The sequence below is a fragment of the Actinomyces sp. oral taxon 171 str. F0337 genome, from assembly GCF_005696555.1.
In the GTDB taxonomy this organism is placed as follows: domain Bacteria; phylum Actinomycetota; class Actinomycetes; order Actinomycetales; family Actinomycetaceae; genus Actinomyces; species Actinomyces oris_E.
The window spans coordinates 455,348-477,563 of record NZ_CP040005.1 but is presented as its reverse complement, the minus strand read 5'-3'; the positions used below and the strand labels follow the sequence as shown (position 1 = coordinate 477,563).

Here is a 22,216-nt window from a genome sequence, read left to right as displayed (position 1 = left end):
TCGCTCGATCTCGACTGCCCGTCACGGAGCGGTATTGAGGCGTACGGGATCGACGTTCGCAGGCGTGGATGGGGCTGGCGGGAGCGCGGCGAGGAGCGAGCCACGCGGTTGGCCGCCAAGGGCATTGATCCCGCACGCCCCGCCCCTTCCCACGGCACAACGACGGCGTCCGCCACCTCGGAGAGGAGGTGGCGGACGCCGTCGCTAGGGGCGCGAGCCCGGATCAGCCAGGTATCAGACGATGCCGTGGGCGATCATGACGTCGGCAACGCGGGTGAAACCGGCCGCGTTGGCGCCGAGCACGTAGTCGCCGGGGCGGCCGTACTCCTCGGCCGCGGCGACGCAGGAGTCGTGGATGTCGGCCATGATGCCGGTCAGCTTGGCCTCGGCTGTGGCGAAGTCCCAGCGGGTGCGGCCGGCGTTCTGCTCCATCTCGAGGGCGGAGGTCGCCACACCACCGGCGTTGGCGGCCTTACCGGGGCCGAAGAGGATGCCGGCCTTCTGGAAGGCCTCGACGGCCTCCGGGGTGGAGGGCATGTTGGCCCCCTCGGAGACCACGCCGCAGCCGCCCCGCAGCAGGGTGTTCGCGGCGTCGCCGTCGAGCTCGTTCTGGGTGGCGCAGGGCAGGGCGACGTCGCCGGGGACGTCCCACACGGAGCCGCCGGTCACGAGGCGGGCGCCGGGGCGGCGCTCGACGTAGTCGGCCACGCGACCGCGCTCGACCTCCTTGATCTGCTTGAGCAGCTCGAGGTCCACACCGGCCTCGTCGACGACGTAGCCGGAGGAGTCGGAGAAGGTGATGGGGATGGCGCCGAGCTGCTGGGCCTTCTCGATGGCGTAGATCGCCACGTTCCCGCCACCGGAGACGATGACCTTCTTGCCCTCGAGGGACTCGCCCCTGGTGGCGAGCATGGACTGGGCGAAGAGCACGGCGCCGTAGCCGGTGGCCTCGGTGCGCACGAGGGAGCCTCCCCAGGCCAGCCCCTTACCGGTGAGGACACCGGCGTCGTAGGAGTTCCGCAGGCGCTTGTACTGGCCGAACATGTAGCCGATCTCGCGACCGCCCACGCCGATGTCGCCGGCGGGCACGTCGGTGGACGGGCCGATGTGGCGGGACAGCTCGGTCATGAAGGACTGGCAGAAGCGCATGACCTCGGCGTCGGAGCGGCCGTGCGGGTCGAAGTCGGAGCCGCCCTTGCCGCCGCCGATGCCCTGGGCGGTCAGGGCGTTCTTGAAGATCTGCTCGAAGCCGAGGAACTTGATGATGCCGGCGTTGACCGAGGGGTGGAAGCGCAGACCGCCCTTGTAGGGGCCCAGGGCGGAGTTGAACTCGATGCGGAAGCCGCGGTTGACGTGGACCTGGCCGGCGTCGTCGACCCACGGAACCCGGAACATGATCTGACGCTCGGGCTCGACGATGCGCTCCAGGAGGGCGCCCTCGGCGTAGTGGGGGTGCTTGGCGATCACGGGACCGAGGGAGTCCAGCACCTCGTGGACGGCCTGGTGGAACTCGACCTCTCCACGGTTGCGGGCCACAACCTGCTCATAGACCTTCTCGACAACGTCCTGCATGGGGGACTCCTTCGCCTAGCGGAATAAGCTCGGCACCTGGCCGGTCGCCGCGGCGCCGCGAGAAGACTTCCACCGAGACGTTCACTGAGACGAAACATCTCGCGATCCGGAGGGAATATGCCGTAGCGGAGGCCACATTCCGGACGTTCACGCAGCACAGATCACATTCCCGGATGATCGGGATATGAACAGTGAACAGCTTTCGGACGATTCAGCCGGGATGGCGCGTTACACCCACGGCCACAGCGCGCCGGTGCTCAGCGCGCACTCGCGGCGCGGAGCCACGGACTCGGCCGCCTACCTGCTTCCTCACCTCAAGGCGGGAATGGATCTGCTCGATGTCGGCTGCGGACCGGCGTCCATCACCGCGGACCTCGCTGAGCACGTCGCCCCGGGACGGGTCGTCGCCCTGGATGCCGCGGCCGGCGCCCTGGATGCTGCTCGGGCGACGCTGAGCGAACGGGGCCTGTCCGAGCAGGTGGAGCTGGCCCGCGGGGACGTCATGGCCCTGCCCTTCGAGGACGGTTCCTTCGATATCGTCCACGCCCACCAGGTCCTCCAGCACCTCACGGACCCGGTGGGCGCCCTGGCCGAGATGCGCCGTCTCACCCGCCCCGGCGGGATCGTGGCCGTGCGCGACGCCGTCTACTCCGCCATGACCTGGTTCCCCGAGCCTGCGGGCCTGGAGCAGTGGCGCTCGGTCTACATGGCCACCGCCCGGGCCAACGGCGGCGAGCCCGACGCCGGGAGCCGACTGCTGTCCTGGGCCCGGGCTGCGGGCTTCACCGACGTGACGGCCTCGGCCGCCACCTGGTGCTACGCCACGCCCGCCGACCGGGCCTGGCAGTCGGAGACCTGGGCGCAGCGGTGCCTGACCTCCTTCGGGCCGCAGGCCGTCGAGCTGGGGCTGGCGGACAGCGCCGACCTGGAGACGATGGCCGAGGCGTGGCGGCAGTGGGGTGGCAGCGAGGACGCCTGGTTCGTCGTCGTGCACGGCGAGGTCATCGCCCGCGCCTGACAGCGGGGCACGAGACCGACCGGCACCGGGGCGGGCGTCAGGCGCCGAGTCCCCAGATCGAGGCCGCATCCGGCGCAGTGAAGCGGAATCCGGAGGCGAGCAGCGCCTGGGGAACCGCGCGCTGAGAGGCACCGAGTAGCTCGGCGAGCATGCCTCCGATGCCTCCGGTACCGCCGGTCGCCCCGGCCCTTCCCACCCGGTCCAGCAGGACCTGGGGCACCACCGCCGGCGAGGGCGGGCCGCAGGCTCGGGACAGCAGCCGGTGGAGGTCGCGGTTGCGCAGGGGCTCGGGCGCGGTCAGGTTGACCGGCCCGTGGACGTCGTCGTGCTCGATGGCCCACAGGAGCCCGGCCGCGGCATCCTCCAGCCCGATCCACGGCTGCCACTGGTCGCCGCGGCCGAGCCGGGCCCCTGCCCCGACCCGGTAGGCGGCGCCGAGGATCCTGCCCAGTCCGCCCGAGGAGCTGACCACCAGGCCCGTGCGGGACTGGACCGTGCGCAGCCCGGCCCGCGCCGCCGGACCGGCAGCGGCCTCCCAACGCCGGCACAGCTCAGACAGGAATCCCTCACCCGGGCCGCAGGTCTCGGTGAGGATCTCATCGCCCCGATCCCCGTAGAAGCCGGTGGCCGATCCGCTCAGCAGGACCTCGGGCCGCCCCGCCGGGGGCAGGCCCGCGGCGACCCGGGCGATGAGGGCGGTGGTGGAAAGGCGCGAGGCCGCCAGCGCGCGACGGCGCGCCGGCGTCCAGGGGCGCGGCGCGATCGGGGCGCCCGACAGGCACACCACGGCCCCGGCTCCCTCCAGGGCACCGGGTGCCAGGAGACGCTCGGCGGGAGCCCACCAGGCGTGCTCCCTACCGGAGGCATCGACCTCAATGCCCTCCCGTGGCGCCTTGCCCGGTCCGCTGCGGTGGAGGATCCGGATCCTCCAGCCACTGTCCCGGGCCATATCCGCCAGGCGGGATCCGATGAGGCCCGCTCCAGCCACGACGAGCAGCCCCGGGCCGCTGCGCCGGCCGGGCGGTGCCAGAGGGATTCCGTGAGTGCCCATGACCCCACCCTAGGCCCTCGGCCGACCCTTGTGCCCACCCAGTCCCGACTACGCCGCTGGCGCCAGGACCGGGGCAGGATGAAGGCCCCTCCTCCTGAGTGAAGAGTGAGCCGTATCGACTCACAGGATGCACACAACGGGCACCCCGCTCCTCTAGGCTCATCCCAATGCCCGAACACACCCCTACCTCCCACTCCTCCGTGATGGATGTCATGGCTCTGCGCTCCGTCACCGAGCTGCCCGTCACCCGGCGCCACGTCCTGGACCCCGAGGTCCTGCGGACGGTGGCGGCCGTCGACCGTGTCGGCGACCTGACGCGCTTCAACGTCGCCGAGGTGCCCGAGCTGGCACAGATCTCCAACCCCGAAGAGCTTCTGGCGCCCGACGAGCACGGCTGGGCTCTGGGGCACGCGCTGTCCCTGGCCGTTGAGCACGGGCAGCGCCTGTGGCTGAGCGAGGTTCCCAGGGAGCGCCTGGAGCTGCTGCGGACGGTCCTGGGCGAGCACCTCGTCCACATCGCCTCCCCGGAGGCGCCCGAGGACATCGAGGCCCCTCAGGCCGACGGGGCCGATGAGGGTGAGGGCACCGTCGTCGTCGCCGTGAGCCCTCGCCATCTCCTGGACGAGTGGGCCACCGGGACGCCTGAGCAGATCAGCTACCTGCGCACCGTCCTGGAGGGGACGGACCCTCTGCGGGTCTCCCGGCACACCCTGGCGGCCCTGCAGGAGGCGAAGGTGGACCTGGTGCCGCGCGCCGGTATCGTCCGGCTGCTGCACAACCCCCGCTTCCTCGCCTACGCGACGGTATTCATCTACTCCTCGCTGCGGGCGCTTCCGGCCGTCTACGCCCCCGGCTTCCGCGGCAGCCCCTGGGTGCTGTGGACTATCGATATCGTCACCGCTGCGCCCTACACGTGGGGGATCATCGCCATGGTGGCGGGTCGACGGCGTCGCATCCGCTTCGCCGGCTTCCTCGTCACCCTCATCACCTTCGTAGCGCCCTACGTGTACTTCTTCCTGGCCGGCGACGACGGGCACGGCAACCACTACCCCGGCTGGGTTGTCATGGTGGTCATCGGCCTAGTGCTCGCCACCTTCCTGCTCGAGGGCGGTCGCTGGCTGCGTGACGTGGCTGTGGCCCGAGGCCTGCGCGCGACACGGGTCGGCTGAGTCGGAGTCGTCTCCACCGGGGGCGGCGCTTCTGCGACCTGCAGGCGGTACGGTCGCTATCGAGTAGCTAGGAGCGGGTACCGGAGGGCTGTGCCTCTGACTCGGCCCCGCGCAGCGAGCGCAGCACCCCGGCGAGCAGGAACCACCCGCCGGAGACCACGATGACGGCGACCAGGCTGAGCGGCCGCTGAGGGTAGATCGCCACCAGCCAGCAGGTGGCCAGGAACCACACCACCACCGCGCCGATGTTGAGGGCGCGGAAGCGCTTGACGCGTGCCGGGTGCGCGTAGTGGGTGGGCACCAGGGTCAGCACCACGAAGACGAGGGTGACGATGATGTTGATGACCGCCGGGGTCTGCAGCACGTAGAACATGAGGGCCACGATGTTCCAGGCGGCCGGGAAGCCCACGAAGTAGTAGTCAGTGGACTTCCACTGCTTGTTGGCGTAGCAGAACATCGACGAGCTCAGGATGAGGGCCATGAGCAGGCCGGCCACCGGTTTGCCCCCCATCGGCAGGGCCACGTACATGAAGACCGCCGGGATGAAGGTCCAGGTGAGGTAGTCGACGACGATGTCCACGATGCCGCCGTCGAACCAGGGGATGATCTCGGAGACCCTGGCGCGCCGAGCCAGGGTGCCGTCAACGCCGTCGACGACGAGGGCGACGAGCAGCCAGACCCACATCCACGTGATCTTCCGGTTGGGGTTGATGGTGGCGAGCATGGCCAGGCTGGCCCACACCAGTCCCGACATGGTCAAGATGTGCACTGCCCAGGCGGCGACACGGGCCCGTGCCGGGTACTGCGCCGTCGACACAGACGTCCCCTCTCGGTGGATAACACTGACGGCGGGCAGTCTATGCGGTTCACAGCCCCGGCACATGTCCGCCGGCTCCGCTCGTAAGCGATCCCCGTCTCCCTCTTGGCCCACTCGAAGAACCGAGTGCGTCCCCGAACCTGCTGGACGGGGACGCACTTCGAGCTGCCGGGCGCCGGGTGGGCGCGCAGGAGACGACTCACATACTCACGTTGCGGAAGTCGAAGGGATAGATCCCCATGGGGTTCCAGTGGGCGACGAGGCGCGCACCTGTGGTCGCTTCGTGGGCCCACAGCTCGCTGCTGATGACGACGCCGCCGCCCTCCAGCTCGCTGAGGTCCAGACGGTGGTGGCCGTCAACGTAGTCGTCGGCCTGCTCCACGGGGTAGAGGGTCAGGTCCGAAGCAGAAGAGGACAGGCCCGCCAGCTGCTCATCAAGGCCGGCCAGGTCGTTGCCGGCGATGCCGTAGCGGCTCGCCAGCTCGTTGACGTCACGGCGTGCGATGGCGGCGACGAACTCCTGGACCTCGGTGTAGATCCGCTGGCGCAGCTCCTCACTCCCCCAGGGCTCGGGGGTCGGCTCAGCCGGCTCAGCGGACCCGATCGGCTCAACCGGCGCCTCCTTGGCGGTCTGCGGGGCCTCGGCGACCTCCTCAGCCTCCGTATTCTCAGCCTCCGCGTGCGTCTGAGACCTCTCCGGGGTCTCCTGGCTGTCCGGGCGCTCGACGGGAGACTGCTCGCTCGGGGCCTCCTGGACCGCGTGGCCCTCGGGCGTTGAGGAGGTCAGCGCGGGGGCGGCCTCAGCACCGGAGGTCACCAATGCCTCAGGTACCACCGCATCGGCGGCGTCGGTCGCCTCGGCCTGGCCCGCAGCGTCCGCGGCATCAGCGGTTTCCGCGACGGACGGTACCGTCGCCTCGACGGATGCCGCGACCTCGGGGGCCTCCTTCTGCGTCTGCCGGGTTTCCTTGGAGAGTTCGAGGGCGGTCTCATCGCCCTCGTCGGGGGCGACGGTCTCACCTGTGGGGGCGGCCACGGGCTCACCACCGGCATGCTCGACGGCGGGGATCGCCACCGGCTCGTAGGCGGACTCGGCCGTCCCGGAGGACTGCACCACCTGGGTCGACGGGGCCGGCTCCGACTCGGCGTGCGCGGCCGCGTCGGCACCGTCCTCGACGACCTGCTCCGGGGCAGACTCTGCCGGGGTCTGAGCGGTGGCGGCGGCGTGCCGGGCTCGGCGCGCGATGTCGGCCGAACTCGTCTCAGGCACCGGGATGGCGGGCGCCGGAGCGCCGGCCTCCTCGTTGGTCTCTGCGGGGCTTGGCACGGCCTGCGGCATCTCAACCATCGGAGACGGCGTCACGGCCGGCGCACTCACCTCGCCATCCACGAGGCCCTGGTCCACAGGGAAGGGCTGGACGAGAAGGGTCTCCCCCGTCGGAGCGGCGACCGGCTCGGTCTCAGCCTGCGCGACCGGCTGCCCGACGGCGTCGGGGACCGCAGCGGCCTCAGCCGGCGTGTGGGCGGTCGCCGCCGCGTGCCGGGCCTGGTGAGCAGTGGCCGGGTCCTCCGCCTCGGGGGCGGCGACTGGTGCGGGGCTCACAGTCTTCTCGGTCTCGACGGAGGCGGGCTCCTCGACCTGCGGGGCCTGTGTCTCAAGGGAGGCGTCCTCGATGAGAGGCTCGCCGGCAAGCACCGGCGGCTCCTCCGCCTCAGCCGGGGCGTCCTCAGCGGGCTGGGAGCCGACGGGCTGCTCCGTAGCTGCACCGGACTCGGCCGGTGCGGGCTCAGCCGCCTGCTCCGTGGGTGCAGAGGAAGCATCAGCGGAATCACCGAGTGCGACGGCCTCCGGCGCCTCGGAGGGCTCGGTGGTCTCAGGTACCTGGGGCGCCTCGGCCGGCTCCTGCGTCGTCGACCCCTCGTCGGCCAACTCAGCCGGAGCCGGCTCCGCGACGACCCCGGGCAGCGGGGCGGAGTTGAGGTACTGGCGCCGTTCCACGCCCACGCGGGTGAGCTGGCCGGCGAGGATCTCGGGGCGGCCGAGGTAGTCCCAGACCTCCCCGGGGCCCGAGCGCAGGCTCAGAGAGGGGGCGTCGAGGATGGCGACCCCTCCGTCGGGCAGGAAGCACAGGAACAGCCCGGTCATCTCACCGGTGGTGGCGTCCCACAGGCGCACGGTGCCGTCCTCGGAGCCGGTGAGGATCCGCATGCCGTCGGGGCTCCACTGCGCGTCGGTGACGCCGAAGCGGTGGCCGGCCAGGGACAGGACGATCTTGCCGGAGACCTCGTCCCACACGCGCACGACGCCGTCGTCGAAGCCGGCCAGCACCCGGGTGCCGTCGGGGCTCCAGGCGTAGGAGCGGACCATGGCGGCATCGTCGCGCAATGTCACGAGCTCGCCGGAGGTGATGACGTCCCAGACGTGGGCGGCGCCGTCGGCGCTGCCGGTGACGACGCGAGGGCCTCCTTGCGTCCACACGACGTCGCGCACCCAGTTGCCGGTGTAGGTGTGGATGACCTCGCCGGTGGTGGCGTCCCAGATGCGGGCCGTCCCGTCCTGGGAACCGGTCAGGACGCGCTGACCGTTGGGGCTCCAGGCGACCGAGGTGATCATGTCGCTGTGCCCCTCAAGGGTGAGGAGGCGCTCGCCGCGGGCTGCATCCCAGATCGCGGCGCGGTCGTCCCCCAGGCCGGTGAGGATGCGCTCGCTGTCCGGGCTCCAGGCGATGTCGTTGACGTCGTCCTCCCCTGCGGTCAGGGCCTGGACGACTTCACCGGTGGAGGCGTCGAGGATGAGGACGCGCGGTGAGAGGTAGGAGGAGGTGGCCAGGCGGGTGCCGTCCGGACTCCAGACGACCTCGCTCAGCTCCCGGGCGCCGTTGTCCACCGTGAGCCGCGGCTCGCCGGTGGTGGCGTCCCAGACGCGGTTGCCGCCGGTCTTGGCGCCGATGGTGAGCCTGGTGCCGTCAGGGCTCCAGGAGACGGTCTCAACGGAGTTGCCGGCCCCCAGGACGAGCTGGGTCTGGCCGGTAGCGGCGTCCCAGACGCGCACGGTGTCGTCGTGCGAGCCGGTGGCCACGCGGGTTCCGTCCGGGCTCCAGGCCAGGGCGCAGGCCCACTGGGTGTGGCCGCGCAGACTGAGCAGCTCCTCGCCGGTGGCGGCGTCCCAGATGTGGGCAGTGGTGCCGGAGATGTCGTCGGTGATGATGCGACTGCCGTCGGGGCTCCAGGAGACGACGCTGACCCAGCGGCGTTCGCGACCGTGGAGGCTGAGGACCTCCTCGCCGGTGGCGGCGTCCCAGACCCGGGGCTCGGCCGAGTCGAAGGCGGTGATGATGCGGCGCGAGTCCGGGCTCCATGACAGGCCCGTCATCGGCTCGATCGGACCGACGTGGGTCGGCCGGCCGTCGGGTCCCATGGTGGCGCCGCGTCCCACGAAGGCCATGGGGCCCACGCGCAGCAGCTCGGTACCGGTGGTGACGTCCCAGATCCGGGCGGTGCCGTCGTCGGAGGCGGTGGCCACGCGGGTCCCGTCCGGGCTCCATGACACCGCGGTGAGGTGCTCCGTGTGCCCCGACAGCGTGCGCACCACCTGACCGCTGGAGGCGTCCCAGATGCGGGCCGAGGCGTCGTCGAAGCTGGTGAGGATGCGGGTGGAGTCGGGGCTCCAGGCCACCGCCCCTCCCACGCCGGAGCCACCGACCCCCAGGGTCAGCAGGTCGGCGCCGGTGGTCGCGTCCCAGACGCGGACGCTGTGGTCCTCCGCCGCAGTGAGAAGCCGCGTGCCATCGGGGCTCCAGGCCACTGCGCTGATGGACAGGCTGGGGCCGGCCAGCGCGAACAGCTCGGTACCGCGGTTCGCGTCCCAGACCCGGGCCGTGCCGTCGTGCGATCCGGACAGGAGCCGCGTGCCATCCGGGCTCCAGGCCACACCCCACAGCGCGTCGAAGTGGCCAGCATACAGTGACACCTCACGAGGGTCGATCGTCGCCGAGGTCTCTGAAGGCACAGTCATGGTTGAAGTCTAGAGATCTCTGCAAGGTATCTGCGGCATCTTGAGCCGATTGCGAGCAGTTACCTGAGTGATATCTGGCAAATCCAGGGCTGAGAGGGCGCCACGCCGGGCGCGCGACACGCTGAGGCGCCGCCTTCGGCGCCACCGCGCCCCATTCGGACGGGCGCAGGAGGGCGTTGCGCTGCCTGCGGCACCCGACTCGCCCACCGCGTCGATATCTTCCCGAGACTCCCGGAGATTTCTCGCCCGCTGTCGCCGAGGCGACGTCGAGCATCCCCGACCACGAAGAAGTATCCCCGACGACGGCGGGCTCAGGCGGAGGTGAGGCGCGCAGTCGGCGGTCAGTCGCCGGCGCTGTGGAAGACGGCCTCGAGGTTGTTACCGTCGGGGTCGAGGACGAAGGCCCCGTAGTAGCCGGGGTGGTAGTGCGGGCGCTCGCCTGGACCGCCGTTGTCGGTGCCGCCCGCCGCCAGGGCCGCCTCATGGAAGGCGTCCACCTGCGCCGTCGACGACGCCGCCAACGCGATATGGCAGGGCGTCGGGTGCTCCGCCGGGGCCAGCCACAGGTCCGTGTGGACCGGGGCGTCCTCCGGTGCACCGGGCGTCGGCCCTCCCAGTCCGGTGACGGGCCCGAACTCCATGACCACGCGGTAGCCCAGCGGCGCGAGCGCCGCCTCGTAGAAGGCCTTCGAGGCCGCCGGATCACTGACACTCACAGAGGCATGATCGATCATGCCTCCAGGCTAGCCACTGGTTGATGCACGGCAGGCACGTTGACAGACTCCAGCCATGACATCTTCTGCGGCCTCCTCCTCACGCCCCACACGATCAGCCGACATCGAGTCCATCATCACCATCGTCGCCTGGGGCGCCCAGGTGGTGAGCGTCATCGTGTCCAACCGCCTCCTCGACGCCTCCCCGCTCGTGCCGCAGAGTTCCACGGACAGCTCGTCACCCCACGTTGGCCTCAACTTCGTGAGTCTCGTGCGGGCGATGAACAGCGTCATCCTGATTCTGGCCGTTATCGGCATCATCACCGCGTTCTATGTCGCCGCAGCCGACAACAAGATGGGCGGGGCAGTCCTCAGCGTGGCACTGGCCGGCATCTCTCTGTCCGTCTCACTGACCATCGGTTGCCTCGTCACGGCAGAGATGTCCAACCCGAGCGCCTGGATCTACCTAGTGAACGTCCTGCCGGCAGTGGTACTGCTCGTTTCCGCAGCGACACTCCACCATCACACGTCGACACCTGAGGTGGCACGGTAAGGAGGCGCGACGCCTACTCAGCAGGGCGGAGCGACGGGGACATTCCACGTGGCCGGGTGCGCGTCACTCCGGACGGGGGCATCCTGCGCGTTCGGGGACAGGACCCCCGTCCCCGACGGCGTCGAATGCCCCCAGTCGTGAAGAGAAGTCCCGGCGGTGAACGCGACTCAGAACAGCGCCGGCAGGACGCCCTCGACGTCGCCCCCCAGCTCAGCCAGGTCCAGGACGAGGGGACGCCCGGCACCGCCGTCGGAGAGCAGGTCGCTGCCGGCCACGACGAGCAGGTCGCCGCCGGTGGTCCCTAGGCGCGCCACGGCGACGTCCTCGGCCTCGGCGGCCGCGGTGACGGCGGGCACGAGCTCCTCACGCACGGCGACGATCGCACGGGCCCCGGACTCGGAGAACAGGGCGGTGAAGTCGTCCACGCCCTCCTCCTGGATGGCGGTCAGGTCCACGCTGGCGCCGACGCCGCAGCGCAGGCAGGAGTCCACGAGGGTCTGGATGAGGCCGCCGGCGGAGCAGTCGTGGGCGGCGCGCACCAACGACTCGCCGCCGGGCCCCTCCGCGTCGCTCAGAGCAAGCAGCACCCGCCCGAGCGCCATCTCCGCCTCGAGGTCGACACGCGGGGGCAGCCCGCCGAGGTGGTCGTGGACCACACGGGACCAGGCCGAGCCGTCGAGCTCGTCGGCGGTGGTGCCCAGGGCCATGATGGCCAGGCCCTCCTCGTGCAAGCCTGAGGGGTTGGCCCGGCGCACGTCGTCCATGACGCCCAGGACGCCGACGACGGGCGTGGGGTTGATCGAGGAGTCGATCCGCCCCTTGACCTTGCCGTGGGAGTTGTAGAGGGAGACGTTGCCGCCGGTGACCGGCACGCCCATGACGGCGCAGGCGTCGGCCAGACCGGTGATGGCCTCGACGAGCTGCCACATGGCGTCGGGGTCCTCCGGCGAACCGAAGTTGAGGCAGTCGGTGACGGCCAGGGGCCGGGCGCCCACGGTGCACACGTTGCGGTAGGACTCGGCCAGGGCCTGGGCGGCGCCGGTGGCGGGGTCGAGCTTGGTGAAGCGGCCGTTGGCGTCGGTGGAGATGGCCACGCCGCGACCGGTGGCCTCGTCGACGCGGATGACACCGGCGTCGTCGGGCTGGCACAGGGCGGTGTCGCCACGCACGAAGCGGTCGTACTGGTCGGTCACCCAGGCGACGGATGCCTGGTTGGGACTGGTCACGACGGCGCGCACCTGCTCGGCGAGCTCGGTGGCGGACTCGGGGCGGGCCAGGCGCTCGGTGGTGTCGGCGTTGAGCTCGTCCTGCCAGGCGGGGCGGGCGTAGGGGCGCTCGTAGGTGGGGCCCTCGTGGGCCACGGTGCGCGGGTCGACGTCGACGATCCGCTCCCCGAAGTGGTCGATGGTCAGACGGCCCGAGCCGTTGACCTCCCCGATGACGGCGGCCTCGACGTCCCACTTGTCGATGACTGCCATGAACTCCTCGAGCTTGTCGGGCGCGACGACGGCCATCATGCGCTCCTGGGACTCGCTCATGAGGATCTCCCCGGCGGTCAGGGTGGGGTCGCGCAGGAGCACCTTCTCCAGGTCGACGTGCATGCCGCCGTCTCCGTTGGAGGCCAGCTCGGAGGTGGCGCAGGAGATGCCGGCGGCGCCCAGGTCCTGGATGCCGAGCACGAGCCCGGCGCCGAACAGGTCGAGGCAGCACTCGATGAGGACCTTCTCCATGAAGGGGTCGCCCACCTGGACACTAGGGCGCTTGGCGGGCATGCCGTCCTCGAAGGACTCCGAGGCCAGGATGGAGGCCCCGCCGATGCCGTCCCCACCGGTGCGGGCCCCGAAGAGCACCACCTTGTTGCCGGCGCCGGTGGCGTTGGCCAGGTGGATGTCCTCGTGGCGCAGCACGCCCACGCACAGGGCATTGACCAGCGGGTTCTCCTGGTAGGAGGAGTCGAACTCGGTCTCGCCGCCGATGTTGGGCAGGCCCAGGGAGTTGCCGTAGGTGCCCACGCCGGCCACCACGCCGTGGACGACGCGCGCGGTGTCGGGGTGGTCGACGGCGCCGAAGCGCAGCTGGTCCATGACGGCCACAGGCCGCGCCCCCATGGAGATGATGTCACGCACGATGCCGCCCACACCGGTGGCGGCCCCCTGGTAGGGCTCGACGTAGCTGGGGTGGTTGTGGGACTCGACCTTGTAGGTCACGGCCCAGCCGTCACCGATGTCGACGACGCCGGCGTTCTCCCCCATCCCGACCAGGAGGTGCTCGCGCATCTCGGGGGTGGTCTTGGCGCCGAACTGGCGCAGGTGGATCTTGGAGGACTTGTAGGAGCAGTGCTCGGACCACATGACCGAGTACATGGCCAGCTCGGCGTTGGTGGGACGGCGCCCCAGCAGCTCGCGGATGGACTCGTACTCGTCGGCCTTGAGGCCCAGCTCCTTCCAGGGCATCTCCCTCTCGGGCGTCGCGGCGGCGTCGGCGACGGTGTCGGGGTGGGCGGCTGGGATCGCGGGCTCGGACGCCATGGGGGCTCCTGGTTGAAGAGGAAGTGCGGCCGGGCCAAGCCTACCCACGCTCCGCCGCACCTCACACCACCACCCACGCGGGGTAGCGCGCCACACACCCCACGCGCCTCAACCAGAGCACTTCGGATGCCGACCAGAAGAATGCCGAAACGGCAACAAGGCGCCACGCCCAGACCCAAAGTGCTGCGCCTCACACGATTTCGGGGGAAGATCGTGGCATGAGAGACATCGACGTCGCCCCGCTGCCCCTGTCGCACCTGGAGAGCCACTTGGACGAGGTGGCCATCAAACGACTGCACACGAGCCTGACGGGGGCCGAGGCCCTGCTGGAGGGACGCACCGTGTGGACGGTCACACCGTCGGCCGCCGCCGGCTCGGGGCCGGCAGAAACGGTCGCGCCCCTCGTGGGCTACTCCCTGGGCGCCGGCCTCAATGTGCGCTGGCTGGCTCTGGACGCCCCTGAGGAGTTCACCCGGATCGCGACCCGCCTTCATGCCGGCATCCACGGGGACCGCGGCGACGGCGGCAAGCTCGGGGACAAGCAGCGTGACATCTACGAGCACGTCCTGGCCTCCAACGCGGAGAACATCGTCGATGAGGTCCGCCCCGAGGACATCGTCATCCTCCACGACCCGCCCACGGCGGGCCTGGCCAAGGCCCTCAAGGCCGTGGGCGCCACCGTCATCTGGCGCTGCCACGCCGGAGCCGAGGGCGCGGGCGAGGCCGCCGATTACGCCTGGGCCTTCCTGGATCGCTACCTGGAGGACGTGGATCTCGTCATCGTCTCCCGACCCGAGTACCGCCCGCCCTACATCGAGGCCGAGCGCTGCGCAATCCTGGCCCCCTCCATCGACGCCGACTCCCCCAAGAACCGGGTCCTGGACCTGGACGAGGCCTGGTCAGTGGCGCGCCTGTCCGGGATCTTCACCGGCGAGCCGCCCTTCGAGGCCGTGCCCTTCATGCGTCACGACGGACGCGCCGACGCCTTCCGCGGCCTGGCCGACGACCCGGTCCTGGCCGGCGGCCCGGTGCCGCTGGGTGCCCGAGTCGTCACCCAGGTCAACAGGTGGGACCGCCTCAAGGGCGGCCTGGAGCTGGTGGAGGCCTTCGCCGAGAACATCGCCGTGCTGCCCGAGGACGCCCACCTGCTGCTGGTCGGCCCGACCCCGGACGGGCCCGAGTCGCAGGCGACCCTGACGCAGATCGTGGAGCGCTGCTCGGTGCTGCCGGACTCTGTCGCCTCACGGATCCACGTGGCAGCGGTGAGCATGGAGGACCGGGAGGTCAACGCCACCGTCGTCAACGCCGTCCAGCGGGTCAGCTCGGTGGTCACCCAGCGCTCCCTCATCGAGGCCTTCGGACTGACTGTGGCCGAGGCGATGTGGAAGAAGGCCCCAGTGGTCGCCTCCGCGGTGGGCGGCATCCGCGATCAGATCGACGACGGCGTCGACGGCGTCCTGGTCGACCCGACCGACGGCGTCGCCTGGGCCGAGGCCGTGCGCGACCTACTGCTCTTCCCCGAGCGGGCTCAGGAGATGGGACTGGCCGCCCACGAGGCCGTGCGCCGGGAGTTCCTGTCCAACCGCCACCTGCAGGACCTCTTGCAGATCGTGGCCGATCAGGTGGGCTGACGAGCCGACGAAAGAGGCCTGGCGGGGGTGTCAGTGTCCATGGCGCTGACATTAACTCCGCCCAGACACCGCACGCCGCGGAAAAACCGCAGAATTCCAACGATCTCCACTGGTCGCTTCGACGGCGAGCTCGTTAATGTCAGCGCTGTGGACACCAAGCCGCGAGCCTGAGCGACTCCGCGGGGCGCGGGCGAGACAGTCAGGCGCCCTCACCCCGGCACTGGCAGCGACTTCCCCTGCCTAAACTCTTCCAGCTCCCGCACTGGGCGCCGGAGGTCATGCTTCGACGCCACCTCCAACACACAAGCACCTATGAGTACAAACATTCATTTGTGTTAGTGTGGGGACGTCAACCGAGGAGGAGCGCGTGGGAGTACCAGAGGCGATCGACGTCGATATGACGCTGCGGGCGTTGGCTGACGGGAACCGTCGGGCGATCCTGCGCGTCATCCGTTCAGAACCGCAGCCCGTCGGCGCCGTCGCACAGGCAGTTGGACTGTCACAGCAGACTGCCTCGCATCATCTCCGGACTCTTCAGAAGGCGGGGCTGGCGACCGTCACCACCGATCACACGCGCCGCCTGTACGCACTCAACACGGACGGGCTCGCGGCGGTGCGCTCCTACCTCGACGACTTCTGGCCCGAGAGGCTGGCGGCCCTCAAGTCCGCCGTCGAGCAGCGGGAGGAGAAACAGCATGGCTGAGTTTCAGGACTCCATCGAGATCGAGGCACCCCCGCAGGCGGTCTTCGAGTACCTCACCACCAACAAGGGCATGACGGCGTGGATGGGGCAGTACGCCAATCTCGATCCGACGCCGGGCGGCCGGTTCGCGGTCGACATTGCCGGCTACCCCGTGCGGGGCGAGTACCTCGTGGTTGAGCCCTTCCAGCGCGTGGTGGTCTCGTGGGGATTCGCCGGCAGTGACGAGCTGCCCACCGGCGCTTCCAAGGTCGAGTTCATCCTGACGCCGATCACTGGCGGCACACGTGTGGACCTGCGCCACCTCGACCTGCCGGAGTCCGAGGTCCGCGGGCACGCGCACGGCTGGGCCCACTTCATGCCCCGCCTCAAGGTCGCCGGTGCGGGAGGGGACGCCGGCCCGGACCACTGGCAGCCCTTGACCGACTGACCATCAACGGGAGACGAAGCGATGGCATCCATGACACCCGAGCAGCACCACCTCGTTCAGCGCGTCCGCGCGCTGGTCGATAACGAACCGGATGTGCGCGAGGTCTCCATGTTCGGAGGGCGCGCGATCATGGTCAACGACAAGATGATCGTCAGCGCCGGGAAGACCGGGGACCTCCTGGTGCGCGTCGCCGCGGACCGCCACGAAACGCTCCTGGGCGAACCGGGCGCCCAGCAGGCCCAAATGGGCGCCGGGCGAGAGATGGGAGCCGGATGGATCACCGTCGCACCCGAGGCCATCGCCGACGACGGCCGCCTCACCTTCTGGGTTGACGTCGCGATGCACCACAACCGTGCCGTCACTGGCGGGCAATCGGGAAGCGACGATTCATGAGCACCTTCCAAGGACTACCGACAGCCCTTTTCGAGTTCTTCGCCGACCTGGCGCAGGACAACTCGAAGGACTTCTGGAATGCCAACAAGCAGCGTTGGCAGCGGGACGTGAAAGCCCCTATGAGTGCATTGGTTGACCAGCTTTCCGGAGAGTTCGGTCCTTTGCGCATGTTCCGCCCCAACCGTGACCTGCGTTTCACCCGCGACAAGGCCCCTTACAAGCTCTGGACAGGCGCTACCAGCACCCCTCAGACCACTGGCGGAATCGGCTACTACCTCGGTGTGTCGACCACCGGTATCACCACCGGCTACGGAGCCATGCGGATGACCGCCGACCAACTTCGCCGCTTCAGGGGCGCCATCGATGCCGACATCAGCGGAATCCGCTTCGAGGAGCTCACACAAGAGCTCGCCGCACAGGGGCTGCCCGTCTCACCCGGCGCCGACCAGCCATTGAAAAACGCACCGCGAGGCTGGTCGACCGACCACCCCCGCATCAACTTCCTCAGATGGAAAGGGGCCGCAGTCGTTCAGGACTGGCCCACCGACACTTGGATGCACACTCCCCAGGTGCACGAGAGGATTCGAGACACCTGGGCCGCCGTCGAGCCTCTCAGAGCATGGCTCGACGAGCACGTCTCGCCGCGCAACCACTGACCGGCGGGCAGCTGACAGACGCGCGCTGGAGAGTCGGTCCGAGGGACCTCACCACACCATGAGCGGAGTTATCCACAGGTCGTATCCACAAGCTTGTGCAGGGGTGTGTGGATTCGTGGAATGTCGCCACTGGCCCTGTGCACAAGACCTGTTCGAGACCTCCAACCCGAGTGAGCGATCCCGCTGGAGGCTTCCCACAAACCCGGCGGCGAGCCTTGGGGCATCATCGCTATAGACAGAGTTTTGGCTGAAAATCGGGGAAAATCATCCGATCAGTCGCGTTCGGCCCAAGGGAGCTCGGCGGCGGCGCCCCGACGGTCGGGACAGCATATTCTTCATCATCGTGCAACCTGAGCGCGGTCACTGTCAGGCCGTCCGAACGAGGAGTCGCGCCGCCCTCTCCAAAGTTCTGCACAGGCCCGAGGCGGATCTGTGGATAACCTGGCACGAGGCGATTCGGCTTCCACCTCTGATGACTGTCAGGCGATGGTGTCACCTGACAGTCATCAGACGGACAGCAGTGAGTCGATGGCCGAGCGGAAGATCCTCAGGCCATCGGTCCCGGTACGCGGGCCCGCCTGCGAGCCGGGACCGAAACCGGGCTCGACGGCGTGCTCGGGGTGGGGCATGAGTCCGACGACGTTTCCGCGCTCATTGCGCACGCCGGCGATGTCTCGGGCAGATCCATTGGGGTTGCCCACGTAACGGAAGACGACGAGCCCCTCCCCCTCGAGGCGGTCGAGCTCCTCGGGAGAGGCGATGAAGTTGCCCTCGCCGTTCTTCATGGGAACGACGATCTCCTCCCCGGCCGTGAACCGGTTGGTCCAGGCGGTCTGCGCGTTCTCAATGCGCAGGCGTTGCTCGACGCAGATGAAGCGCTGGTTCGCATTGCGCAGGAGGGCGCCGGGCAGGAGGTGGGCCTCGGCGAGGATCTGGAAGCCGTTGCAGATGCCGAGCACCGGCATGCCGCGCTCGGCGGCGGCCACGACCTCCTCCATGACGGGGGCGAAGCGGGCGATGGCGCCGCAGCGCAGGTAGTCGCCGTATGAGAAGCCGCCGGGCACGACGACGGCATCGACCCCGTGCAGGTCGGCGTCCTTGTGCCACAGGCTCACCGGCTCGGCCCCGGCCAGGCGCACGGCACGGGCGGCATCGACGTCGTCAAGGGTCCCGGGGAAGGTGATGACGCCGATACGGGCAGCGGAAGGGCTGCTGGGAGACTCACTCACGGCTCAGGCCTCCTCGTCGGCGGCGACGGAGACGACGTCCTCAATGATCGGGTTGGACAGGAGGGTGTCGGCGGCCTCGCGGGCGGCGGCCAGATGCTCCTCGGTGACGGGACCATCCACGGTCAGCTCGAAGCGGCGGCCCTGCCGCACACCGGTGAACTGATCGAACCCGAGGCGGGGAAGACTTCCGACCACCGCCTTGCCCTGGGGGTCAAGGATCTCGGGCTTGGGCATGACCTCGACGACAATGCGTCCCATGGGTGCTCCTCGGATAAGGCGGGATGAGTGCGCAGCCCAAGACTACCCGCATGCGGCCCAGGGCATTGACCCGGCGCGGGCTCGAGCCGGCTCAGACCTGGCCGAGCCACTCGCCGGCCAGCCGGATGGCGACGACTCCACCCAGGGTGAGAGCGGCAGTGGCGATGAGCCAGCTGGAGCCCAGGATGAGGGCGACGACGGCACAGACCACGGCGCTGGCGAGCATGAACCCACCCACGGCGCCGGCAACACCTGCGGGGGCGTGGATGGACTGGTCGACGGTGGAGGTACCCATGACCGGTGTGGGGCCGGAGTCCACGGTGGGGGCCGTCTCGTCGCCGCGCTCGGCGGTGCCCAGCAGAAGCGGTCCGCGAGCGCGGGCCACCAGCCGGGCGGGGTCGTGGACCTTGACGGACCCGGTGGTCAGACCGGCGGCGGCGTCGAGCACGCCGGGCTTCCAGCGCTCGGCCTCACGACGCACGGGGGTGCCTCCGGCCCAGGCCAGGTAGCCGGCGGCGGCCACCAGCCCGGCACCGCCGAGGACCGCGACGAGCCACGGTGGGATCCACGGGTGGCCGGCCTCGGCGTTGCGGGCCAGATTCATGGCCGAGGCGGTGGCCAGGACCAGCCCCAGCAGGGCGAAGATCACGCCGACCAGGCGCTGGCGGCGCACGGCTGCGGGCCATGGGGAGCGGGTCCTGGCGCTGGAGCTCTTGGCGCTTCCTCGCCCCACACCCCAGTCGGGTCCTGAGGAGGGACGGCGGGGGCCGCGTCCTTTGGCGGGACCGCGCCCCACACCCCAGTCAGTGCCTCCCTGGGCCTTGCCTCCCTGGGCCTTGATCTCCTCTGTGTCGAGGGCATTGGTGGCAGCCTCCCAGGCACTGGACTCGGCCAGCATGCCGGCGTCCTCCTCGGAGTCGGGCTGGGCCGCTGCGCTCATAGGCGCGGTGGGGGCGGCACTGGGACGCGCCTGGTAGCCGCGGGCGGAGGGGGCTCCGGCATCGGGGGCTGAGGCGGTCGGTGCAGCCGGTGCAGCCGATGCCGGAGTCGCCGGCGGCGTGGAGGCCGCGGGGGCACCGCTGGGCACGGCCTCGGGCCTGCCCTGGGAGATGGTGAAGACGCGGGTGGTGGTGGCTCCCGTCTGGGGCGCGCTACCCGGTCCCTCGACGGCGGTGGGGCGCACGACGGGCCGTGGCGAGCGGCTGTCGGCGCTGACGGCGGCCGCGGCCCGCTCCTGCTGGGGTGCCGGGGAGCCGGGGGCACTGGCGGCGCTGCCGTCACTGCCGGTGGGGGAGACCGAATCGTCCACCGGGTCGGGCTCACCGTGGTCACCGGGGGTATCGGTGGGGCCGTCAACGGCGCGCAGAGCGACTGGAGAGGCGGGCGACCCGGCGGACAGGGCGGAGTCGGCCCAGCCGGTGTCGTCACCAGACACGTCAGCCAGGTCGATGGCGATGGCGGCGTCGACGGCGTCAGCGGTTCCTGAGGCGATGGCCTGGGCCGCGGCTGAGCGCAGATCCTCCTCCGTCATGACCGCTGCGCCACCCGCCTCACGGGCACCGGTGGCGCCGTCGGCCGAGCCGGCGGCGGAGGCCGCGGAGACTCCGGAGGTGCCCGAGGCGGCTGAGCCGGCGGGGGCCGGGTTGTTGCCGGAGCGGACGACCTCAAGCAGTCCGCTGCCGCCGGGCCGGGCGGAGGCGCTCTTCGGACGTGGAGTCCTCTTGGGCATGATGCCCCAGTTGACGGGCCCCTGCTCGTTGTCGGGACGTCGGTCACGAGGAGTCATGAGATCACCTGTCCCAGGATGGAGGCGAGCCCCAGGGCCACGAGCACGAAACCGGTGGCACCGAGCAGGAGCTGGCCGACACGGATGATGGTCTCGCCGGTGGAGGTCCCGGCCAGGCGCTCATCGGCCGCACGTCCGAATGACGTCGCGGCCAGCGCGGTGGTGACGGGTCCGGATACCACGTCGAGGGTGGTCAGCTCTCGCCGACCGGTCGACTCGGGGACGAGCACCTTGGTTCCCGGCACGGTCAGCGTCGCCAGATCGGTGCCGGGCAGGGGCGCGCCGTCGGACCCTGAGCCCCGCTGTGAGGACTGAGAACCCTTGGCCCCCTTGCCACTGGCCCCCTTCTTGTTCTTGGAGGACTCGCTGAGCTGCCGGGCCCGGGCGACCCGGACCCGGTTGCGCTCCAGTCGCAGACGGGGGGCATTGACCACCAGGGAGCGGGCGGAGAGCCTCAGGGAGGCGAGCATGCCCAGCCCCACGAGGACGAGGGCGATGCCGCCCAGGACACGGGATGTCCCGGCCGCCCCGAGGGCGGAGGTGATGGCGGCCGACAGCGCCAGCACGACAGTCAGGACAATGAGGCCGATGAGGATGTAGAAGCCCGGTCCCGGTTTGAAGGCGCGTGCGGCGCTCCCGGTATCAGGAACGTCCGACGTGGATGAGGTCGTGGTCATGACAGCTCCAGGGGGTGACCGGTCAGCCGCTCGTAGGCCTCGAGGTAGCGGGCCCGGGTCCGTTCGACGACGTCGTCGGGCAGGGGCGGGGGCTCCTGACCTCCGTCCCGGTCCCAGCCGGAGGCCGGGGAGGTGAGCCAGTCGCGCACGTACTGCTTGTCGAAGGAGGGGGTGATCCGGCCGGGTTCCCAGGCGTCGGCCGGCCAGAAGCGGGAGGAGTCGGGGGTGAGGACCTCGTCGCCCAGGACCAGGTTGCCGCCGGCGTCGGTGCCGAGCTCGAACTTGGTGTCGGCCAGGATGATGCCGCGGTCCCGGGCGATCTCGGCGGCCCGGGAGTAGAGGGCCAACGTGGTCTCGCGCAGGGCGGTGGCGGCGCTCTCCCCCACCATCTGGATGACACGCTCGAAGGAGACGTTCTCGTCGTGCTCGCCGAGCTCGGCCTTGGCGGCGGGGGTGAAGATCGGCTCGGGCAGTCGGGACGCCTCGGTCAGTCCCTCGGGCAGGGCCACGTCGCACACGGAGCGACTCCCCCGGTACTCGGCCAGACCGGAGCCGGTGAGGTAGCCGCGGGCCACGCACTCCACGGGGTACATCTCCAGTCGTCGGCAGATCATGGCACGCCCGGCGACCTGGGCGGGAACGTCGAGGGAGACGAGATGACCCGGGACGACGTCGGCGAGCCGCTCGAACCACCAGGCGCTCAGGGCGGTGAGGACCTTCCCCTTGTCCGGGATCGGGGTGGCCAGGATGTGGTCGTAGGCGCTGATACGGTCCGAGGCGACCACGAGGAGCACGTCCTGCCCGACCCACGGGCCGTCGGAGCTGGGGGCGTAGACGTCCCGAACCTTGCCGCTGGAGCGGTGCTCCCACCCTGGGACGGCGGGGGGCCGGGAGCCGGATGCTGAGGCTCCGGGACCGACTGAGGCGGAGCTCGCGGACTGAGTCATACCCCCATCCTGCCATCGGCGGGCACCCTGTGTCCGTTTCCGAGCCGCGGCGTCGCCTGCGGGAGTCACCACT

At 70.4% G+C, this 22,216-nt stretch carries 19 protein-coding genes; 8 read left to right on the top strand and 11 right to left on the bottom strand.

Annotation, left to right across the window (positions count from 1 at the left end):
* Nucleotides 1–234: 234 nt before the first annotated feature.
* The gene (gdhA, locus tag FBF36_RS02095) at nucleotides 235–1,572 is read right to left on the bottom strand and encodes an NADP-specific glutamate dehydrogenase (RefSeq protein ID WP_009396969.1); all 1,338 of its coding nucleotides are present in this window, start codon (nucleotides 1,570–1,572) and stop codon (nucleotides 235–237) included.
* Nucleotides 1,573–1,756: 184 nt separating this feature from the next.
* Here gdhA and FBF36_RS02090 point away from each other — a divergent pair, with 184 nt between their 5' ends.
* Nucleotides 1,757–2,590: a class I SAM-dependent methyltransferase gene (locus FBF36_RS02090; protein ID WP_009396971.1), complete on the top strand. Its 834-nt coding sequence runs from the start codon at nucleotides 1,757–1,759 to the stop codon at nucleotides 2,588–2,590.
* Between the two features lie 37 nt (nucleotides 2,591–2,627).
* Here FBF36_RS02090 and FBF36_RS02085 read toward each other — a convergent pair whose 3' ends face one another.
* Nucleotides 2,628–3,641: a TIGR01777 family oxidoreductase gene (locus FBF36_RS02085; protein ID WP_138137096.1), complete on the bottom strand. Its 1,014-nt coding sequence runs from the start codon at nucleotides 3,639–3,641 to the stop codon at nucleotides 2,628–2,630.
* A gap of 167 nt (nucleotides 3,642–3,808) precedes the next feature.
* On the opposite strand from FBF36_RS02085, the gene FBF36_RS02080 reads away from it, so the two are divergent.
* The gene (locus tag FBF36_RS02080) at nucleotides 3,809–4,810 is read left to right on the top strand and encodes a hypothetical protein (RefSeq protein WP_009393682.1); all 1,002 of its coding nucleotides are present in this window, start codon (nucleotides 3,809–3,811) and stop codon (nucleotides 4,808–4,810) included.
* Nucleotides 4,811–4,877: 67 nt separating this feature from the next.
* Here FBF36_RS02080 and FBF36_RS02075 read toward each other — a convergent pair whose 3' ends face one another.
* The 3 genes from FBF36_RS02075 to FBF36_RS02065 form a co-directional block, all read right to left on the bottom strand.
* Nucleotides 4,878–5,627, bottom strand: coding sequence for a CDP-alcohol phosphatidyltransferase family protein (locus tag FBF36_RS02075; protein ID WP_009393683.1), 750 nt, complete (start codon nucleotides 5,625–5,627; stop codon nucleotides 4,878–4,880).
* 199 nt (nucleotides 5,628–5,826) lie between these two features.
* On the bottom strand, nucleotides 5,827–9,642 hold the full coding sequence (locus tag FBF36_RS02070) for a WD40 repeat domain-containing protein (protein WP_009393684.1): 3,816 nt from the start codon (nucleotides 9,640–9,642) through the stop codon (nucleotides 5,827–5,829).
* Between the two features lie 341 nt (nucleotides 9,643–9,983).
* The gene (locus tag FBF36_RS02065) at nucleotides 9,984–10,376 is read right to left on the bottom strand and encodes a VOC family protein (RefSeq protein ID WP_009393693.1); all 393 of its coding nucleotides are present in this window, start codon (nucleotides 10,374–10,376) and stop codon (nucleotides 9,984–9,986) included.
* A gap of 55 nt (nucleotides 10,377–10,431) precedes the next feature.
* On the opposite strand from FBF36_RS02065, the gene FBF36_RS02060 reads away from it, so the two are divergent.
* Nucleotides 10,432–10,908 (top strand): hypothetical protein, encoded by a 477-nt coding sequence (locus FBF36_RS02060; RefSeq protein ID WP_009393695.1) that lies wholly within the window; start codon nucleotides 10,432–10,434, stop codon nucleotides 10,906–10,908.
* A 167-nt stretch (nucleotides 10,909–11,075) separates the two neighbouring features.
* Here the strand turns inward: FBF36_RS02060 and purL are convergent, their stop codons facing one another.
* Nucleotides 11,076–13,436: a phosphoribosylformylglycinamidine synthase subunit PurL gene (gene purL / locus FBF36_RS02055; RefSeq protein WP_009393697.1), complete on the bottom strand. Its 2,361-nt coding sequence runs from the start codon at nucleotides 13,434–13,436 to the stop codon at nucleotides 11,076–11,078.
* 218 nt (nucleotides 13,437–13,654) lie between these two features.
* Between purL and FBF36_RS02045 the strand changes: the two genes are divergently transcribed.
* The 5 genes from FBF36_RS02045 to FBF36_RS02025 all read left to right on the top strand — a co-directional run bounded on the left by FBF36_RS02045 (nucleotide 13,655) and on the right by FBF36_RS02025 (nucleotide 17,246).
* The gene (locus tag FBF36_RS02045) at nucleotides 13,655–15,067 is read left to right on the top strand and encodes a glycosyltransferase (RefSeq protein ID WP_009393700.1); all 1,413 of its coding nucleotides are present in this window, start codon (nucleotides 13,655–13,657) and stop codon (nucleotides 15,065–15,067) included.
* 367 nt (nucleotides 15,068–15,434) lie between these two features.
* The gene (locus FBF36_RS02040) at nucleotides 15,435–15,770 is read left to right on the top strand and encodes an ArsR/SmtB family transcription factor (RefSeq protein WP_034491116.1); all 336 of its coding nucleotides are present in this window, start codon (nucleotides 15,435–15,437) and stop codon (nucleotides 15,768–15,770) included.
* Entirely contained in the window at nucleotides 15,763–16,197 is a 435-nt protein-coding gene (locus FBF36_RS02035; RefSeq protein ID WP_009393706.1) for an SRPBCC family protein, read from the top strand. The genes FBF36_RS02040 and FBF36_RS02035 overlap by 8 nt, the downstream gene beginning before the upstream one ends.
* 21 nt (nucleotides 16,198–16,218) lie before the next feature.
* Complete coding sequence (locus FBF36_RS02030) at nucleotides 16,219–16,590, top strand: TfoX/Sxy family protein (RefSeq protein ID WP_009393708.1); 372 nt, start codon at nucleotides 16,219–16,221, stop codon at nucleotides 16,588–16,590.
* Nucleotides 16,587–17,246: a DUF2461 domain-containing protein gene (locus tag FBF36_RS02025; protein ID WP_009393709.1), complete on the top strand. Its 660-nt coding sequence runs from the start codon at nucleotides 16,587–16,589 to the stop codon at nucleotides 17,244–17,246. The genes FBF36_RS02030 and FBF36_RS02025 overlap by 4 nt, the downstream gene beginning before the upstream one ends.
* A 506-nt stretch (nucleotides 17,247–17,752) precedes the next feature.
* Here the strand turns inward: FBF36_RS02025 and purQ are convergent.
* From purQ to FBF36_RS02000, 5 genes are all read right to left on the bottom strand, one after another.
* On the bottom strand, nucleotides 17,753–18,475 hold the full coding sequence (gene purQ, locus FBF36_RS02020) for a phosphoribosylformylglycinamidine synthase subunit PurQ (RefSeq protein ID WP_009393715.1): 723 nt from the start codon (nucleotides 18,473–18,475) through the stop codon (nucleotides 17,753–17,755).
* Nucleotides 18,476–18,478: 3 nt separating this feature from the next.
* A complete protein-coding gene (gene purS / locus FBF36_RS02015) occupies nucleotides 18,479–18,733 on the bottom strand; it encodes a phosphoribosylformylglycinamidine synthase subunit PurS (protein WP_009393717.1) in 255 nt (84 codons plus the stop codon).
* Between the two features lie 91 nt (nucleotides 18,734–18,824).
* Nucleotides 18,825–20,519: a hypothetical protein gene (locus tag FBF36_RS13235; protein ID WP_192574989.1), complete on the bottom strand. Its 1,695-nt coding sequence runs from the start codon at nucleotides 20,517–20,519 to the stop codon at nucleotides 18,825–18,827.
* The gene (locus FBF36_RS02005) at nucleotides 20,516–21,196 is read right to left on the bottom strand and encodes a hypothetical protein (RefSeq protein ID WP_009395972.1); all 681 of its coding nucleotides are present in this window, start codon (nucleotides 21,194–21,196) and stop codon (nucleotides 20,516–20,518) included. Before FBF36_RS02005 ends, FBF36_RS13235 begins: the two co-directional genes overlap by 4 nt.
* Nucleotides 21,193–22,143 carry a phosphoribosylaminoimidazolesuccinocarboxamide synthase gene (locus FBF36_RS02000; RefSeq protein WP_009395971.1) on the bottom strand — a complete coding sequence of 317 codons (951 nt, stop codon included), beginning with the start codon at nucleotides 22,141–22,143 and terminating at the stop codon, nucleotides 21,193–21,195. Before FBF36_RS02000 ends, FBF36_RS02005 begins: the two co-directional genes overlap by 4 nt.
* Between the last annotated feature and the right edge of the window lie 73 nt (nucleotides 22,144–22,216).

Coding starts and splice junctions, on each gene's coding strand:
- gdhA (WP_009396969.1), bottom strand. CDS start 1,572: ATGCAGGACGTTGTCGAGAAGGTCTATGAGCAGGTTGTGGCCCGCAAC.
- FBF36_RS02090 (WP_009396971.1), top strand. CDS start 1,757: ATGAACAGTGAACAGCTTTCGGACGATTCAGCCGGGATGGCGCGTTAC.
- FBF36_RS02085 (WP_138137096.1), bottom strand. CDS start 3,641: ATGGGCACTCACGGAATCCCTCTGGCACCGCCCGGCCGGCGCAGCGGC.
- FBF36_RS02080 (WP_009393682.1), top strand. CDS start 3,809: ATGCCCGAACACACCCCTACCTCCCACTCCTCCGTGATGGATGTCATG.
- FBF36_RS02070 (WP_009393684.1), bottom strand. CDS start 9,642: ATGACTGTGCCTTCAGAGACCTCGGCGACGATCGACCCTCGTGAGGTG.
- FBF36_RS02065 (WP_009393693.1), bottom strand. CDS start 10,376: ATGATCGATCATGCCTCTGTGAGTGTCAGTGATCCGGCGGCCTCGAAG.
- FBF36_RS02060 (WP_009393695.1), top strand. CDS start 10,432: ATGACATCTTCTGCGGCCTCCTCCTCACGCCCCACACGATCAGCCGAC.
- purL (WP_009393697.1), bottom strand. CDS start 13,436: ATGGCGTCCGAGCCCGCGATCCCAGCCGCCCACCCCGACACCGTCGCC.
- FBF36_RS02045 (WP_009393700.1), top strand. CDS start 13,655: ATGAGAGACATCGACGTCGCCCCGCTGCCCCTGTCGCACCTGGAGAGC.
- FBF36_RS02035 (WP_009393706.1), top strand. CDS start 15,763: ATGGCTGAGTTTCAGGACTCCATCGAGATCGAGGCACCCCCGCAGGCG.
- FBF36_RS02030 (WP_009393708.1), top strand. CDS start 16,219: ATGGCATCCATGACACCCGAGCAGCACCACCTCGTTCAGCGCGTCCGC.
- FBF36_RS02025 (WP_009393709.1), top strand. CDS start 16,587: ATGAGCACCTTCCAAGGACTACCGACAGCCCTTTTCGAGTTCTTCGCC.
- purS (WP_009393717.1), bottom strand. CDS start 18,733: ATGGGACGCATTGTCGTCGAGGTCATGCCCAAGCCCGAGATCCTTGAC.
- FBF36_RS13235 (WP_192574989.1), bottom strand. CDS start 20,519: ATGACTCCTCGTGACCGACGTCCCGACAACGAGCAGGGGCCCGTCAAC.
- FBF36_RS02005 (WP_009395972.1), bottom strand. CDS start 21,196: ATGACCACGACCTCATCCACGTCGGACGTTCCTGATACCGGGAGCGCC.
- FBF36_RS02000 (WP_009395971.1), bottom strand. CDS start 22,143: ATGACTCAGTCCGCGAGCTCCGCCTCAGTCGGTCCCGGAGCCTCAGCA.